The 14,444-nt window shown below is 43.8% G+C and carries 11 protein-coding genes and 1 tRNA gene; 8 read left to right on the top strand and 4 right to left on the bottom strand.

Annotated elements, in window-relative coordinates:
- Positions 1-59: 59 nt before the first annotated feature.
- The 4 genes from ABI430_03790 to dnaE all read right to left on the bottom strand — a co-directional run bounded on the left by ABI430_03790 (position 60) and on the right by dnaE (position 6,290).
- Positions 60-764, bottom strand: a complete 705-nt coding sequence (locus ABI430_03790; protein ID MEO8637993.1) for a VTT domain-containing protein — start codon at positions 762-764, stop codon at positions 60-62.
- 7 nt (positions 765-771) lie between these two features.
- Complete coding sequence (thrS, locus tag ABI430_03785; GenBank protein ID MEO8637992.1) at positions 772-2,580, bottom strand: threonine--tRNA ligase; 1,809 nt, start codon at positions 2,578-2,580, stop codon at positions 772-774.
- Positions 2,581-2,662: 82 nt separating this feature from the next.
- The gene (locus ABI430_03780; protein ID MEO8637991.1) at positions 2,663-3,010 is read right to left on the bottom strand and encodes a hypothetical protein; all 348 of its coding nucleotides are present in this window, start codon (positions 3,008-3,010) and stop codon (positions 2,663-2,665) included.
- A 91-nt stretch (positions 3,011-3,101) separates the two neighbouring features.
- A complete protein-coding gene (gene dnaE / locus ABI430_03775) occupies positions 3,102-6,290 on the bottom strand; it encodes a DNA polymerase III subunit alpha (protein ID MEO8637990.1) in 3,189 nt (1,062 codons plus the stop codon).
- Between the two features lie 523 nt (positions 6,291-6,813).
- Between dnaE and ABI430_03770 the strand changes: the two genes are divergently transcribed.
- From ABI430_03770 to ABI430_03735, 8 genes are all read left to right on the top strand, one after another.
- A complete protein-coding gene (locus ABI430_03770) occupies positions 6,814-7,515 on the top strand; it encodes a 50S ribosomal protein L25 (GenBank protein MEO8637989.1) in 702 nt (233 codons plus the stop codon).
- Positions 7,516-7,728: 213 nt separating this feature from the next.
- On the top strand, positions 7,729-9,051 hold the full coding sequence (locus ABI430_03765) for a lytic murein transglycosylase (protein ID MEO8637988.1): 1,323 nt from the start codon (positions 7,729-7,731) through the stop codon (positions 9,049-9,051).
- A 149-nt stretch (positions 9,052-9,200) separates the two neighbouring features.
- Positions 9,201-9,422, top strand: a complete 222-nt coding sequence (rpmE, locus tag ABI430_03760) for a 50S ribosomal protein L31 (protein MEO8637987.1) — start codon at positions 9,201-9,203, stop codon at positions 9,420-9,422.
- A gap of 59 nt (positions 9,423-9,481) precedes the next feature.
- Positions 9,482-10,444 carry a PCRF domain-containing protein gene (locus ABI430_03755; protein MEO8637986.1) on the top strand — a complete coding sequence of 321 codons (963 nt, stop codon included), beginning with the start codon at positions 9,482-9,484 and terminating at the stop codon, positions 10,442-10,444.
- Positions 10,445-10,562: 118 nt separating this feature from the next.
- Entirely contained in the window at positions 10,563-11,312 is a 750-nt protein-coding gene (rpsB, locus tag ABI430_03750; GenBank protein MEO8637985.1) for a 30S ribosomal protein S2, read from the top strand.
- A 109-nt stretch (positions 11,313-11,421) separates the two neighbouring features.
- Positions 11,422-12,009 carry a translation elongation factor Ts gene (locus tag ABI430_03745; protein MEO8637984.1) on the top strand — a complete coding sequence of 196 codons (588 nt, stop codon included), beginning with the start codon at positions 11,422-11,424 and terminating at the stop codon, positions 12,007-12,009.
- Between the two features lie 8 nt (positions 12,010-12,017).
- A complete protein-coding gene (locus ABI430_03740; protein MEO8637983.1) occupies positions 12,018-12,452 on the top strand; it encodes a hypothetical protein in 435 nt (144 codons plus the stop codon).
- 82 nt (positions 12,453-12,534) lie between these two features.
- Positions 12,535-12,610, top strand: a tRNA-Thr gene (locus tag ABI430_03735).
- The last annotated feature ends 1,834 nt before the right edge of the window (positions 12,611-14,444 follow it).

Raw genomic sequence — 14,444 nt, 5'->3', positions numbered from 1 at the left:
GATGTGTCAACGTGGCAGGTTGACACAGAGGGCTGAATAGAGCTCGGAGAGCTCGGTAATTAATTGGGGGTATTGTTTTTCTTGTCGATAACAAAAACTTTTAGAAGAATCAAAAAACACCAGAAACTTATAATTGAAAGATAAACCGGGGTTTGATTGTGTAAAAGCGCTTCGCCTATAAAATAAACAACAATACCCCAGAATGTATTCCAGATAATAATTCCCAAGAGCGAACCGACGAGAAACTTTTCCGTCTTTATGCGTAGAATTCCAGCAGCTGTGGCTGTAATGGAAGCAAGGTTTGGTTCCCAGTAGCTACCTAAAATTGCAGTCAGGGTATGCCTAGATAATTTTTCTTCTGCTCGTTCGATAGGATTTCTTAAACCAAATTTGAGAAAGATCTTATACCAGCCGTATCTCCCCATAAGGTAATTTAAATAATAAGAGATGAAAAAGGCGATACCTACGACTACGAGGACCTCAATTACAGAAAATATATTACCTCGTGCCGCCACTACTCCGATAAAAATTACGAATCCACCCGGGAAATATTGGCCGATAATCAAGAATCCTTCGATGAGAGCGCTCACAAAAACAATCCATAAACCATACATCTCAAAATACCGTCGAGCGATTTCAGTCAGTTCATCCGGGGAGGGAAAATGAAACACTTTCCATAACAAGACCATCGAGAGGTAGGCAAAAAGAAGAATCAGCGGAATTGCTAGGATTTTGAGGATGTTTTTGAAAGTGGAATTTATCACTATTATTTTACTTTTTCTCCTCAATTTCTTTCTGTAATTTTACGAGAACTTCGTTTGAGTCGAGCTGGCCCAAATTGCCATGGTCGCGGGATTCGAGAGTAACCTTTCTTGCTTCGAGGTCTTTGTCACCGATGATGATAAAGTAGGGGATTTTTTCTACTTTTGCTTTCCTCACTTTTTTTCCAAGGTTTTCATCATCAATATCAATTTCTACTCGAATATTATTTTTGCGCAGTTCACCGTAAACTTCTTCTGCATAGGTGTTGTGATTTTCCCGGACCGGAATAATCTTAACTTGCACCGGAGAAAGCCAGAGAGGGAAGTTACCGGCATAATGCTCGATTAAGATACCGAGAAATCTTTCAGGGGAGCCGACAAGAGCGCGATGAATCATCACTGGAGTTTTTTCTTTGCCATCTTTATCTGTATATTTTAATCCGAAGCGTTCTGGCATGATGAAATCAAGCTGTATTGTAGAAATTTGCCATTCACGACCAATTGAATCTGTCGTGATTACATCCATTTTTGGACCATAGATGGCTGCTTCTCCAATTCCGACAAAATAATCAACTCCTCTCTCTTTGAGAATTTCCTCGAGGATTTTTTGAGATTTTTCCCAAACCGCGGGTTCACCCAAATATTTCTCTCTCTTTGTCTCATCCCAAAGAGATAGTCGGATTTTGTAACTCATGCCATACACCTTGAGTGCTTTTTGTATGGCTCCAAGCACTGACGTAAATTCTTCCTTTATCTGGTCTTCTCTGCAAAAGGAATGTCCATCATCCTGTGAAAAGGAACGAAGGCGCGTAAGGCCAGAGAGCTGTCCTGGCTTTTCGTCGCGATACAGATTTGCGAAATCAGAAATTCGAATCGGCAAATCTCTGTAGCTTCGGTTTTCCGAAGAAAAAATTTGCGTGTGCTGAGGACAGTTCATCGGCTTCAAGAAGTATTCTTCTTTTGTGTATTGCGATGACACTTTAAACATATCTTCTCGGAATTTCTCATAATGCCCAGATACCTTAAAAAGCTCGGCTTTGTTCATGTTCGGCGTGTGGACCTCTTGGTAGCCGATTTCCTTCTGCAATTCATTTGAAAAATTGATAATCTCTCTTCTAACTGCCGCTCCCTTAAATGTATAAATTGGCAGGCCCGGACCAACAAGATCAGAAAATATGAAAAGGCCGAGTTCTCGGCCGAGTTTTTTATGGTCGCGTTTTTTTGCTTCCTCAGTCTGCTTCTCGTATGCCTCAAGTTCTTCTTTACTCTCAAAGGCAAGCCCATAGATGCGGGTGAGCATTTTATTTTTCTCGTCGCCTCGCCAATACGCTCCAGCAATGTGAGAGAGTTTCCATGCAGATTTTTTCAACTCCTCGATATCTTCGACGTGTCCGCCTCTACATAGGTCGAGGAAGGTGTTAGGTGTAAGGTGTAAGGTGTTAGCTTTTAAATCGGAGAGAGAGGGAAGTGATTTTTTCGGGCCGGAATAATAGAGAGTGATTTTTTCACCCTTAGCGTTTATTTCTTCAATCAATTCAGATTTATAAGGATTGTTTGCAAAAATAGTTTGAGCTTCTTTTACACTTGCATCAATATGCTCAAAAACATCCCAGTGCTTGAGAATCTCCCGCATTTTGTTCTCAATTTTTTTGAGATTCTTGTCAGATATTGGCGCGCTAAATTCAAAGTCATAATAAAAACCATTGTCGATTGCTGGGCCGATGGTATTTAAGGCATCCGGATAAAGCTCAAGAACCGCCGCGGCAAGAAGGTGAGCAAGAGAGTGTCTTAATTTAGGCAGGTTTTCAGTCGATTTCATGTTGAAATGATAGCAGTTTCAGGAGATTCTAGCAAAAGAAAACACGGAGCATTAGGTGTCCGTGTTGAAGGAATGGAAGCGCTTATTGCGGAAAAGTGGCGAGGTAAGATCGGATGTTTCCACGAAAGATTGCGCCGCCGTCAGAAACCTGCCATCCCATGGCGGGATCCGTGTGTGTCAGTTGCTGGACACCTACCAATCCGGAGCCGGCCACACCCTGAATGTCAAAGTAAATAGGTCCAAAAACTTTGAGTGACGGCGGAAACTTCATGCAGAATGCATCTGTACTGATCTCGGAAGGTTTCGGGTAATTGTCGGCTGACGGGCTTTCGATTACCTCGAGGGTAAATTTTTTATCATCCCCAGTTGGTGTTACTCGGAAAAAGTTATTTCCGACGATTACGACAAGACCGATTTCTCTCTTTTTCATAGGATTTCTGGTTTTTTGGATTTTGTGTGTATGAACCGTGTGCGAGTTGCTTTCAGTACTGTAAACTGAAAATTATTTTTGTCAAGAAAAATTATAGAGCTTTCACTTTCTCAACAATGAGTGAGGGGGTGTCATTTCGAAGGGAAAATTTTGCTTTGAAAGCAACGCAGGCTTCGGGTCGAAGAAGAGCTTTGTATTCGGAAAACACCCGCGGAAAAACAACAGTTTCAATCGAGCCGGTATAATCCGCTAATCGGATAAAAAGCATTTGCTCTCCATTTTTGGTGAGGAGGGGACGAATTTCTTCAATAATGCCCGCAACTACGGTGACCATTCCTTCCTTGAGTCCCTCCTTGATTTTTTTAATTGAGTTCCCTTGTTTCTCGAGCTTCTCTTTCATGTGGTCCAATGGATGTCCCGAGATGTAAAGGCCGAGGAGCTCTTTTTCCCAGGTGAGTTTCTCATTTTGTGCTGCCGGTGGCATCGGATTCAATTTCAAAAAAGACGTGTGAATCTCGGCATCCCCGAAAAGCGAGTTATGATTGTCCGCGAGTTTGTTTTCTTTGTTGTACGAGAGCAATCCTTCAATATTTCCGAGCATCTCTCCCCTCTCTCCAAATGCGTCCATCGCTCCGCATTTCACCAAGGCCTCCAACGATTTTTTGTTTAGGTTTCTGTCTTTAATTCTTTCCAGAAAATCAGCGAGTGACTTGAATTTGCCGTTTTTTCCCCGTTCGCCAATTATTATGTCCGCGATTCCTTCTCCAAAATTTTTAATTGTCGTCAACCCGAAGCGGATTTTTTCGCTGACTCCCTCTTTCAAATCTCCGACCACGGTAAATTGGCTCGCGCTTTCATTGATATCCGGCGGGAGTACAGGAATTTCCATGCGCTTGCACTCGGCAATGATTTCCCCGATTTTTTCCACATCGCCGGAGTCGGCGGAGAGAACGCTTGACATATATACAGCAGGGAAATTGGCTTTCATATACGCAGTTTGGTACGCCACCCTACCGTAGCTTGCGGCGTGAGCTTTTCCGAATCCATATGCCGCAAAGGGTTCGATAAGTTTCCATAATGTATTGGCTTTTGTCTGACTCATGCCATTTTTCACGAGCCCTTCAAGGAGTTTTTCTTTCTGCGCTTCCATCTCTCGGGGAATTTTTTTGCCCATCGCTTTACGGAGTTTGTCAGCTTCAAGCCAGGTGAAGCCACCAAGTTTGATTGAGGTCATCAGAACATCATCTTGGTAAGTAATCACTCCATATGACTGGCTCAAAATGTCTTTGAGACGAGGATCAAGGTATGTCACCAACATCGGATTGTGTTTCCGTTCGATATATTGGGGGATAGACTCCATCGGTCCCGGGCGATAGAGGGCGACCATGGCATTGATGTCCAAAATCGAAGTCGGCTTCAACTGCTTCAAGTACGCTGTCATTCCTGTTCCGTTTAACTGGAAAAGTCCAGCGGTCTCTCCTTTTGCCAGTAACTCGAATGTTTTTTTGTCATCAATCGGAATTTTTTCAATATCAATGCTTGTGCCGTATTTTTGATTTGCATTTTCCACCGCTTCCGCGAGAATTGAGAGATTTTTTATGCCGAGAAAATCAAATTTCAAAAGCCCGGCGTTGTCTTCATCGATGGAATACATATCATACTGGGTGATGATTTTGTTTTCTCCCTTGGTGTCGTACTGGAGAGGCACCACGTCGGTAAGCGGAATCGGCGAGATGACCACGCCCGCGGCATGCACGGAAATGTGTCTTGCGCATCCCTCGATTTTTTTTGCGATGTCGATGATTTCTTTTGCCTTGGCATCTCTTTCATATTCTCGCGTGAGTTCAGGCACGATTTCAAGCGCGCGGTCGAGGGTCATGGGGAAGCCTTGCGAGCCCATAGGGATCATTTTTGCGAGCGTGTCTCCCAAGGCATAGGGATATCCCAGAGCGCGAGTTACGTCGCGAACGGCGCCTCGCGCCATCATTGTTCCGAAGGTTCCGATCTGGGCGACTTTATCGTAGCCGTATTTCTTTTTTGCATACTCAATGACCTCATCGCGTCGGTTATCCGCAAAATCCATGTCGATGTCGGGCGCGGACGGGCGCTCGGGATTTAAGAATCGCTCGAAGGGGAGCTTGTATTCGAGTGGATTTACGTTCGTAATATACGCGAGATAGGTGACGATGGAGCCTGCAACCGAGCCTCGAATAGTGGTGAGAATTTTTTGCTCATGGGCAAATCGAAGAAGGTCTCCGACCACGAGAAAATAGGGGGCGTAGCCCTTTTGTAAAATAATGCCGAGCTCATATTCGATACGGTCGAGAACTTCTTTCGACTCGGGGAGTCCACGATTTTTTATTCCCAAGTACACAATTCTTCGAAGCTCCTCGTCAGTTGATAATCCTGATTTGGGAATATAGGAAGGAAAAAGCCATTTGCCGAGGGGCAGCTTCAGATTGCAGAGCGCGCTCACTTTTTCAATATTGAGGAGCGCATCCGGCGAATCTTTAAAATTTTTTTCCATTTCTTTTCCCGAAATGAACGAAAAGTTTTCGTCGCTTCCTCCAAACTCTCGCTTCTCGCCCATGTCGCCTCCATTTTGAACAGACATGAGGGTGCGCCAGGCTTTTTTGTCTTCCGGATGCAGATAGAAAACATCCTGCGAAGCCACGAGGGGAGTGTCAGTCTTGCGAGCGAGAACCCCGATTTCCTTCATGAGCTCCATATGACCCGCAATCTCGGGGTGATGTGTTATTTCCAAAAAGAAATTCTCTTTACCAAACAATTTTTTGTAAAACGAAATTTTTTCCTCCGCTCCTTCGTAATTTTTATTTTTGAGAAGGCCTGAAATTTCTCCGCTCCATGCGGGAGAGATACAGACCAAGTCGCTTCCCCATTTTTCCAAAAGTTCGTTATCGATTCTGGGCTTATAGTAGAAACCTTCAAGGTATGAGGCGGTGACCAATTTTATGAGATTCATGTAGCCCTCTGTGCCTTTTGCCAAAAGAATGAGTCTTGAGCGCGCATTGTCTATTCCTGCCTGCTTGTCGCCACGGCTACGAAGAGCTTTATAGGCATCAATTCCCAAAATCGGCTTTATGCCAGCTTTCTTACATTCTTTGTAAAATTCTATCGCTCCGTGCAAGTTGCCGTTGTCGGTCAGTGCGAGCGCGCTTGCGCCGTCGCTTTTTGCCGCGGCCACAAGTTCCGGAATTTTCGGCAGAGCGGAGAGGAGGGAATAGTGCGAATGGGTATGGAGATGAATGAATTTTGACATATGGGGTAGTATAACTCAAAACCTAATAACTTAAATAGAATATGGAATATAGATTTTAGAATCTGGAAAGAGTTTCACTTCGGATAGTCACTGACTTTAGTAGTTTACCTTGTCTGTCCTAAAGTATGATGTTCAGCTTATTCCACCATTCGCGCGAATGGTGGAATGAATGACTATCATGAGAAAGATGAAAATGAATTTCTTTGAGACTTTCTAACTATTTATTTTTGCAATCTATTCGCACATTCGTGAGAATAAGTGAATAGATGCTATTGATTATTATCAAACTTATTATGGCCCGATACAAGAATCAGAGAGTATTGCCACCTATTTACGTTCATCAAGTCCAAAGCGTCTCTTTGGATAACTCTTTGGACAATTGGGTAGGTGCAATAATAGCAGTGAGCTAGTGAGCTAGTGAGCTAGTGAGCTAAAGACAATCCAAAGAGACGCTTTGGACAATCGGTAGAAGAATAAAAAATGGTGTTGCGGAATTTTCGGAAATGGGTATAATGCCAGAGACATGCTTACGTTACATTTAGAAAAACGCGATGGCAAAATAAAGCTGGCGAAGCTTCGAAAAGGGGGGAAATTGCCGGCTGTTTACTATGGGCCGAAAGAGAAATCAACTTCTGTGTCGGTTTCCGCCACCGAATTTAAGAAAGTCTGGAAGCAGGTAGGAGAATCTTCGATTATCTCCCTTAAGGACGGCAAAGACGAACATGACGCGCTGATTAAAGACGTGGATGTGGATCCCGTGTCTGGAGTGTTCCGTCATGCGGATTTTTATGTAGTAGAGAAAGGCAAGAAACTGCAAGTGAGCGTCCCTCTTGTCTTTGAAGGTGTTTCTCCCGCGGTGAAAGATTTGGGAGGAATTTTGGTGAAGGTTATTCATGAACTTAAAATCGAAGCTATTCCAAAAGACCTTCCCCACACTATTTTGGTCAACATTTCTTCGCTTTCGGCATTCGATAGCAGGATTCAGGCAAAAGATTTACAATTGCCTACCGGAGTGAGCTTGGTGATTAATCCCGATGACGTGATTGCATCAGTCGCGCAACCTCGGGAGGAGAAGGAAGAGGAAGTAGTTCCGGTTGATTTGTCACAAATTGAAATTTCTGAGAAGAAGGGTAAAGAAGAGAAAGAGGGTGAAGAAGGCGAAGTAGCTACTGCGCCAAATGAAGGCGGGAAAGAAGCGAAGAAAGATACTAAAGACACTAAATAATTCAAGGGCCGAACGGGAGGCCACCTCCCGTTCGGCCCATCTCAGAATTCCTAAAAGGCCCTATTTCGGGCTTTTTTTGTGGCTTGCTTTTCGCACCCTGTAGTAGATTTTAGTATCGTCCGCCAAAGTCGGACAGAACGAAGTTTGATACTAAAATCTACTACGGGGTGTATAATAGGATAACGTATGGTATTTTTTCGCGCCATTTTAAAAATGTTAGCTCTAAGTGTTTTTTCACTTGTCCTTTTGAGTTATTCGGATCAATATCTTCCGCACGTTTACGCCCAGAGTGAAGAGGCTATCACGGCTAGGCAGAAGCAATTGGAGGCAGAACTTGAGCAGGTCCTGAAGGAGATTGACGAGCAAACCGTGATTTTGGATTCGGAGCGCCAGAAAGGAGCGTCCTTAGAACGAGATGTGGCTATTTTGAATGCTCAAATCGCAAAGGCAAAGCTTAATATCCGTGCGAGGGAACTCGCCATTGAGGCTCTCGGTAAAGACATTACCAAGAAGGATGAAACTATTGAGGCACTCAATGCTCGGATAGATAAAAACAAAGAATCACTGGCCGAGCTTATCAGAAAAACAAACGAGATTGATTCTTTCAGTCTCGTGGAAGCGGTGCTCGCCAAGTCGGACTTCTCGGATTTTTTCGCGGATGTGGATTCTTATGCTTCAATCCAAGAATCGCTCCAAACAACCGTCCGCGTGATACGCGATGACAAAAGCGAGAACGAAGTTCAAAAAGATTCGCTTAATAAAAAAAGGCTGAAAGAGATTGATGCCAAAATCTCAATTGAAGATGAAAAACGGAAAATCGAAACCGCGGAAGCCGAAAAAAAGCGCCTCTTGGGCCTAAGCAAGCAACAGCAACAGAGCTATGCGACTGTTCTTTCGCAACGTCAGGCGAAAGCGGCGGCAATACGGAGCGCGCTTTTCTCGCTTCGAGACACGGCGGCGATACCCTTCGGGAAGGCGCTTGAGTATGCAAATGCTGCCTCCAAATCTACTGGAGTTCGTCCAGCTTTTATTTTGGCGATTCTTACCCAGGAATCTAATCTTGGAAAAAATGTGGGGACGTGCAATCGGCCGGGAGACCCGCCGGAGAAAGGCTGGCAATCTATCATGAAGCCGGAGCGTGACCAGGCTCCCTATTTACGCATTACATCTGCCCTCGGACTCGACCCCGCTTCGATGCCACTTTCATGTCCGATGGGAGGAGGATACGGCGGAGCGATGGGGCCCTCGCAATTTATTCCTTCTACTTGGGAAATGTATCAGGCAAGAATTGGAGACGTTGTCGGGAAAACAAATCCCAATCCGTGGGAGCCGAGAGATGCGATTGTTGCGACGTCTCTTTTTGTGGCGGACTTAGGAGCATCTGCGGGAGGATACAGCGCGGAGCGCGAGGCGGCGTTGCGATACTATGCCGGAGGCAACTGGAGTTTGCCCAAAAATGCATTTTACGGAGACCAGGTGATGGCAAAAGCCCAGCTTATTCAGGAGACGATGATTGATCCGTTGCAGGGACTTTAAATATGTAACACAAAACATGTAACATGTAGCGTCTGAAAAGGGAAGATTTCCTCCTCTCTTACGTTACAAGTTACATGTTACAAAAAATCTAATAGTTGCAGAATAGTAAAATGTCTGTTAAGATAAGAAATCTTAACAAACGTAATTATATGAAGACTGACATCCATCCAAAATACTATAGTGATGCCACCGCAACCTGCGCATGCGGCGCGGTTTACACGGTGGGTTCTACTCAAGAAAAAATCTCCGTGGAAATCTGCAGTAATTGCCACCCTTTCTATACGGGCAAGGAAAATCTTCTTGATACCGCCGGCCGGGTTGAAAAGTTTAAAGCGAGACAACAAAAGAAAGCTCCCACTTCTAAAAAGTAACTGCCTGACCTAAAGTCGCCCGCCCGCGAAGGCGGTCGGTTTTACGTTTCTCTAACATGATGGATATAAAAAAATTAAAAGAAAACCATAAGACCGCTTTTTTGGCAGAGAATCTAGAGGGGCTAGAGAAGCAGGAAGTCGAACTTCAAAAAATGCTCGCGAGCGATCCTCACATGAAGAATCTGGCGGAAGAAGAAATAAAAAATCTTCATGCCCAAAAGGAAGCTGTAGAGAGTCAGATTGAAGATATTTTGGCCAAAGATAAAGAGGAAGAGGAATTTCCCAATGAAATTATTCTCGAAATCCGCGCGGGCGCAGGAGGAGAGGAGGCGGCTCTTTTTGCCCAAAGTTTGGCTTCTATGTACACGAGCTTTTCCCAAAAGCGCGGTTTTGAAGTCTTGAAGATAAGCCAGTCGGAGTCCGCGCTTCGTGGCTTCAAGGAGGTGGTGTTTGAAATACACGGAAAGGATGTGTATCGTCTTTTTCGATTCGAAACCGGAGTGCACAGGATTCAAAGAGTGCCGGAGACGGAAAAAATGGGACGAGTGCATACTTCGACCGCCTCTGTGGCCGTCTTGCCTCTGAAGAAGAAAATGTCGTTCGAAATCAACCCGGCAGATATAAAAATGGAATTTTCTCGCTCCGGCGGAGCAGGCGGACAGAATGTGAACAAAGTGGAAACCGCCGTCAGGCTTATCCACGTCCCGACCGGTATTGATGTCCGATGCACTTCCGAGCGAAGCCAGCTTAAGAACAGGGAAAAAGCCATGAGCATTTTGCAGGCGAAGCTCTCGAGGTTTAAGGAAGAAGAGGAGGCGAAGAAATACGCGGGCAAAAGAAAAGACCAAATAGGCACTGCCGATCGTTCAGAAAAAATCCGCACCTACAACGTTCTTCAAGATCGAGTAACCGACCATAGACTAAAGGAATCATGGCACAACATCGAGGGGATTTTTAAAGGTGAGATAGAGCCCTTAATCGAGGCGTTACGGATGAAAGCCACGGAGCGACTTGACCAGTGACACGTAACCAATAACTGAATAGCCGGAGAATTCTCTCTCCGCAATAAGTTATTCAGTTATTTGTAATAGGTTATGTCTAATTTGCGTCCCGCAAATTTATCTGCTACACTCATCTACTATGGAAACCAAGAAAAACCTCGATAAAACTTTAATTGAAGCCATGTTTAAGGCAGGGGCGCATTTCGCAATGAGTCCCCGAAGAAGGCATCCGCAGGCCGTGCCTTTTATTTTTGGTGCGAAAAATAACGTAGAAATCTTCGATCTTGAAAAAACAAGCGGAATGCTCGCCTCTGCTTGCGAGTATGTTCGGTCCATTGCGAGAGATGGCAAGCAGATTCTTTTCGTCGGAGGGAAAAATGAGTCTCAAGAAGCTGTGCGAAGCGGAGCCGACTCGATAGGAATGCCGTATGTTTCGGGCCGATGGATTGGAGGCACTTTCACCAATTTCAATGAAATAAAAAAACGCGTTCAAAAAATGGAAGACACGATTGCCCAAAGAGAGAAAGGGGAATTGGCAAAATATACGAAGAAAGAACGGCTTTTGATTGACAGAGAAGTGGAAAAACTCGAAAGATTTTTCTCGGGCATCCGCAAAATGAAAGACAGGCCGGCAGCGATATTCGTAGTAGATCAGAAGCGCGAAAAAATCGCCGTGACTGAAGCCCATAAGCAAAATATTCCGGTTGTGAGCCTTTCCGGCTCCGACTGCAACTTTAAAGAAGTGGATTTTCCGATTCCAGGCAATGACAGCTCCATTTCGAGTATCCGTTTTTTTGTGGGAGAAATTGTGAGAGCGTATAAAGAAGGAGCGAAAGAGCGGGAATCCGCGGCTGCCGCGCCGGTCCAGAATGTGGTGTACAAGAAATAAGTGTAAAAGTTTATAAGTTACGCTTTGCTTAAGTTAGTAAGTTCAGGAGAAGAAAACTTTGAAAATTAAGAGCGAGTTTTTCGAGCGAGACTTATTAACTTACAAACTAATGATAACAACTGACCAAATCAAAGCTCTTCGGGATGAAACAGGCATTTCAGTGATGCAGTGCAAGAAGGCGCTCGAGGAAGCCAATGGCGACAAGGAGAAGGCTCTGATCATATTGAGAAAAAAAGGAGGAGATATCGCTTCCAAAAAGGCCGATAGGATGTTGGGGGCGGGCATTATTGCATCATATATTCATGGGAATGGAAATGTGGGCACGCTAATAGAACTTTCATGCGAAACGGATTTCGTATCTAAAAACCAGGAATTTATAGCTTTGGCTCATGATATAGCGATGCACGTTGCCGCATCAAATCCCGAATTCGTGAAATTCGATGAGGTAAGTGAAGAGGCCAAAAATAAAGCGCGCGAAGTGTTTGCGAAAGATATTGAGGGCAAACCAGCAAACATGAAAGAGAAAATCATGGAGGGGAAATTGAATTCATTTTTTGGAGAAAAAGTGCTTCTCAATCAGCCGTTTATCAAGAATCCCGAAATGACCATCGGTTCTCTCATCGAGGGAGCAATTCAAAAATTCGGAGAAAAAATTGAAGTCTCCCGGTTCACTCGTTTCTCCGTACTTAATAAATAATAGGACTTATGTTCTCTGCACTCATAGCTTTCGGCGTCTCACTCCTTGTTCTCACGGCGCTCATACTTCATAAAATATGGGAACTGAAGAAAGGTCACACTTTCATCTCGAAAGGAGTTTTGCCGAAAAGCGACACCTTAATTCAGGAGCAAATTGATATTCACACCGAAGTCATCGTGGGAGGCGGGAGAAGAGGCATACGAGCGCTCACTTCGATTACCAAAGAAAGCGCCAAGCATTTCTTTCTGGTTTTTGCGCACTATCTGCACGATAAGCTCACAAGAATTATCGTGAAGCTCAGAGGCAAAGGGACAAAGCACAAAAGCGGGGTTTCTTTTTTCTTGAAGCGTATGGAGGGATATAAAAAAGATGGAAAAGGTGGGATAGTATCAAATAGCAAAAGCAGGAAAAAAGAGCAAAGTGAGGAAAATGATGTTAAATAATTTCTAATTTCCAATGATAAGATATGTCCGTCATTTCATCGGTAATTAGAAATTAGTAATTAGACATTTCGGTTGAATAATCGCCGCCTTAGCTCAGTTGGTAGAGCAACGCTTTTGTAAAGCGAAGGTCCTCAGTTCAAGTCTGAGAGGCGGCTCCATAATCAGACAAAAAGGTTTTGAAGAAGTAAGAATGTGGGACGCGCGAAGCGCGTCCCAATGGGTTCCGGCTGGATTTCGCCCAGAATCCGCAGGGGAATTCGCCAAAAATGAATCCGAATTCGGCGCGCTAGCGCGCACCTGTTTTTCGCCAAGGAGGAGGTTCGAGCCAAAGATTTCTTTGGCAACGACCTTTTTCTTAAAAAGGTCGGAATCCAATGCAATTTTTTCCATATTCTGCGCGTCATTTATCCATTTTTGCATCGGTTCGAGCCAACGTTTTTGCTCTTGTTGATTCTTCGATATTTCCTCCTCCAGCGACTTTTTCTCGGAAAGTAATTTTGCTTTTTCAGTACGATAAATATCTTTTTCGATATCTTGTTCCAAGTATCCATCTAAAAGTCGCTGGAGCTTCACTGTAATATCTTTTATCCTTTTTTGATTCTTTTCAACAAAAGCAAAAACAGATTGGGCGGATTCCATTTTGTCTTTTTCAAGTCTTTCGTTCAAATAATCCGCCCAATCTTTTGGCATAGAAACTTTTTGAAGAAGTGATGAAATTTGTTCGTCCAAGGATTCCTGGCGAATACATGGCTCGGGACATTTCATATCTCTGCGTTTCTTGGTGCAGTGATAGTAAGTATAAAAATGTTGCGTGCCATTTTTCTGTGTTTTGATTCTGTATTCGCCAGTGATCATCATTCCGCATGTTGCGCAAGAAAGTAGTCCGCACAATGCTTGCGGTTCAAATTTATCTTTATGCCTTGGACGACTTTTTAGCTTCATCACTTCTTGCGCCTTATCAAAAAGTTGCTTTGACACTATTGGCTCGTATTTACCCTCATATATTTCTCCCATATAACGAAAGTGTCCATAATAAAATGGATTGGCAAGAATATAGTATGCTCGGGTTCGGTGGATTCTCTTTCCATTTTTTCCAAACAAGCGGTTTGCTTCAAAATATACGCCGATATTATCCATTGATATATTTCCCTCAGAATACATCTCAAAAGCTCGACGAATAATCGGCGCGGATTTTTTGTCTACCACGACAGTTTTGGTTCTACTATCATTGATATATCCTACAGGCGAAAGCCCCGGATATTCTCCGCGCCGAATTTTCTGTCGCAAACCGCGTTTGGTATTTTCAGAAAGAGAATCCACATAATACTTGCTCTGACCAAAGGCGATGGAGAGCATAAATTTGCCTTGTGGCGTAGGTTCAAACCAAAACTGGATAAATTTTAGAGATTCCAATTTCTTTTCATCCACAAGGTAAATTATGCGTCCTCCATCGATAGAATTGCGAGCAAGACGATCTGGGTGCCAAGCAAGAATGCCGTTTGCGATTCCTTTTTCAATCTGCGCAACCATATTATTGAAAATGGGACGACCAGGAATTTTAGCAGATTGTTTTTCTATGAATTCGCAAACGATTTCAATATTTTCTCGCTTGGCAAAATCACGAAGCTCTTGCAACTGCGCTTCAATACTTAAAACTTGCTTATCCTCCACATCAGTGGACTTGCGAGCATACAAAAAGAATTTTTGTTCCATATGATTGTAGTATAGCAAAAATTCTTTTTGTAAAGAAAAGTAAAAATTGCATTGGATATCGAACTTCCTCCTTGGCGAAAAACAGGTGCGCGCTAGCGCGCCGAATTCGGATTCATTTTTGGCGAATTCCCCTGCGGATTCTGGGCGAAATCCAGCCGGAACCCATTGGGACGCGCTTCGCGCGTCCCACATTCTTACTTCTTCAAAACCTTTTTGTCTGATTATGGAGTATCTTTATGACACTGCTAGAACCTACTTTATCAAAAATTCTTAAAGTTT

The organism is Candidatus Taylorbacteria bacterium, assembly GCA_039934295.1.
Lineage (GTDB): Bacteria > Patescibacteriota > Minisyncoccia > Phycocordibacterales > HO2-43-120 > HO2-43-120.
Note: the sequence above shows the minus strand (reverse complement) of the source record. Positions and strands in the feature narration are given on the sequence as shown.

Bases quoted from the DNA above. Each gene is read 5' to 3' on its own strand.
- thrS (MEO8637992.1), bottom strand. From the start codon at position 2,580: ATGAAATCGACTGAAAACCTGCCTAAATTAAGACACTCTCTTGCTCAC.
- dnaE (MEO8637990.1), bottom strand. From the start codon at position 6,290: ATGTCAAAATTCATTCATCTCCATACCCATTCGCACTATTCCCTCCTC.
- ABI430_03745 (MEO8637984.1), top strand. From the start codon at position 11,422: ATGATAACAACTGACCAAATCAAAGCTCTTCGGGATGAAACAGGCATT.
- rpsB (MEO8637985.1), top strand. From the start codon at position 10,563: ATGGAAACCAAGAAAAACCTCGATAAAACTTTAATTGAAGCCATGTTT.
- ABI430_03740 (MEO8637983.1), top strand. From the start codon at position 12,018: ATGTTCTCTGCACTCATAGCTTTCGGCGTCTCACTCCTTGTTCTCACG.
- rpmE (MEO8637987.1), top strand. From the start codon at position 9,201: ATGAAGACTGACATCCATCCAAAATACTATAGTGATGCCACCGCAACC.
- ABI430_03770 (MEO8637989.1), top strand. From the start codon at position 6,814: ATGCTTACGTTACATTTAGAAAAACGCGATGGCAAAATAAAGCTGGCG.
- ABI430_03755 (MEO8637986.1), top strand. From the start codon at position 9,482: ATGGATATAAAAAAATTAAAAGAAAACCATAAGACCGCTTTTTTGGCA.
- ABI430_03780 (MEO8637991.1), bottom strand. From the start codon at position 3,010: ATGAAAAAGAGAGAAATCGGTCTTGTCGTAATCGTCGGAAATAACTTT.
- ABI430_03765 (MEO8637988.1), top strand. From the start codon at position 7,729: ATGTTAGCTCTAAGTGTTTTTTCACTTGTCCTTTTGAGTTATTCGGAT.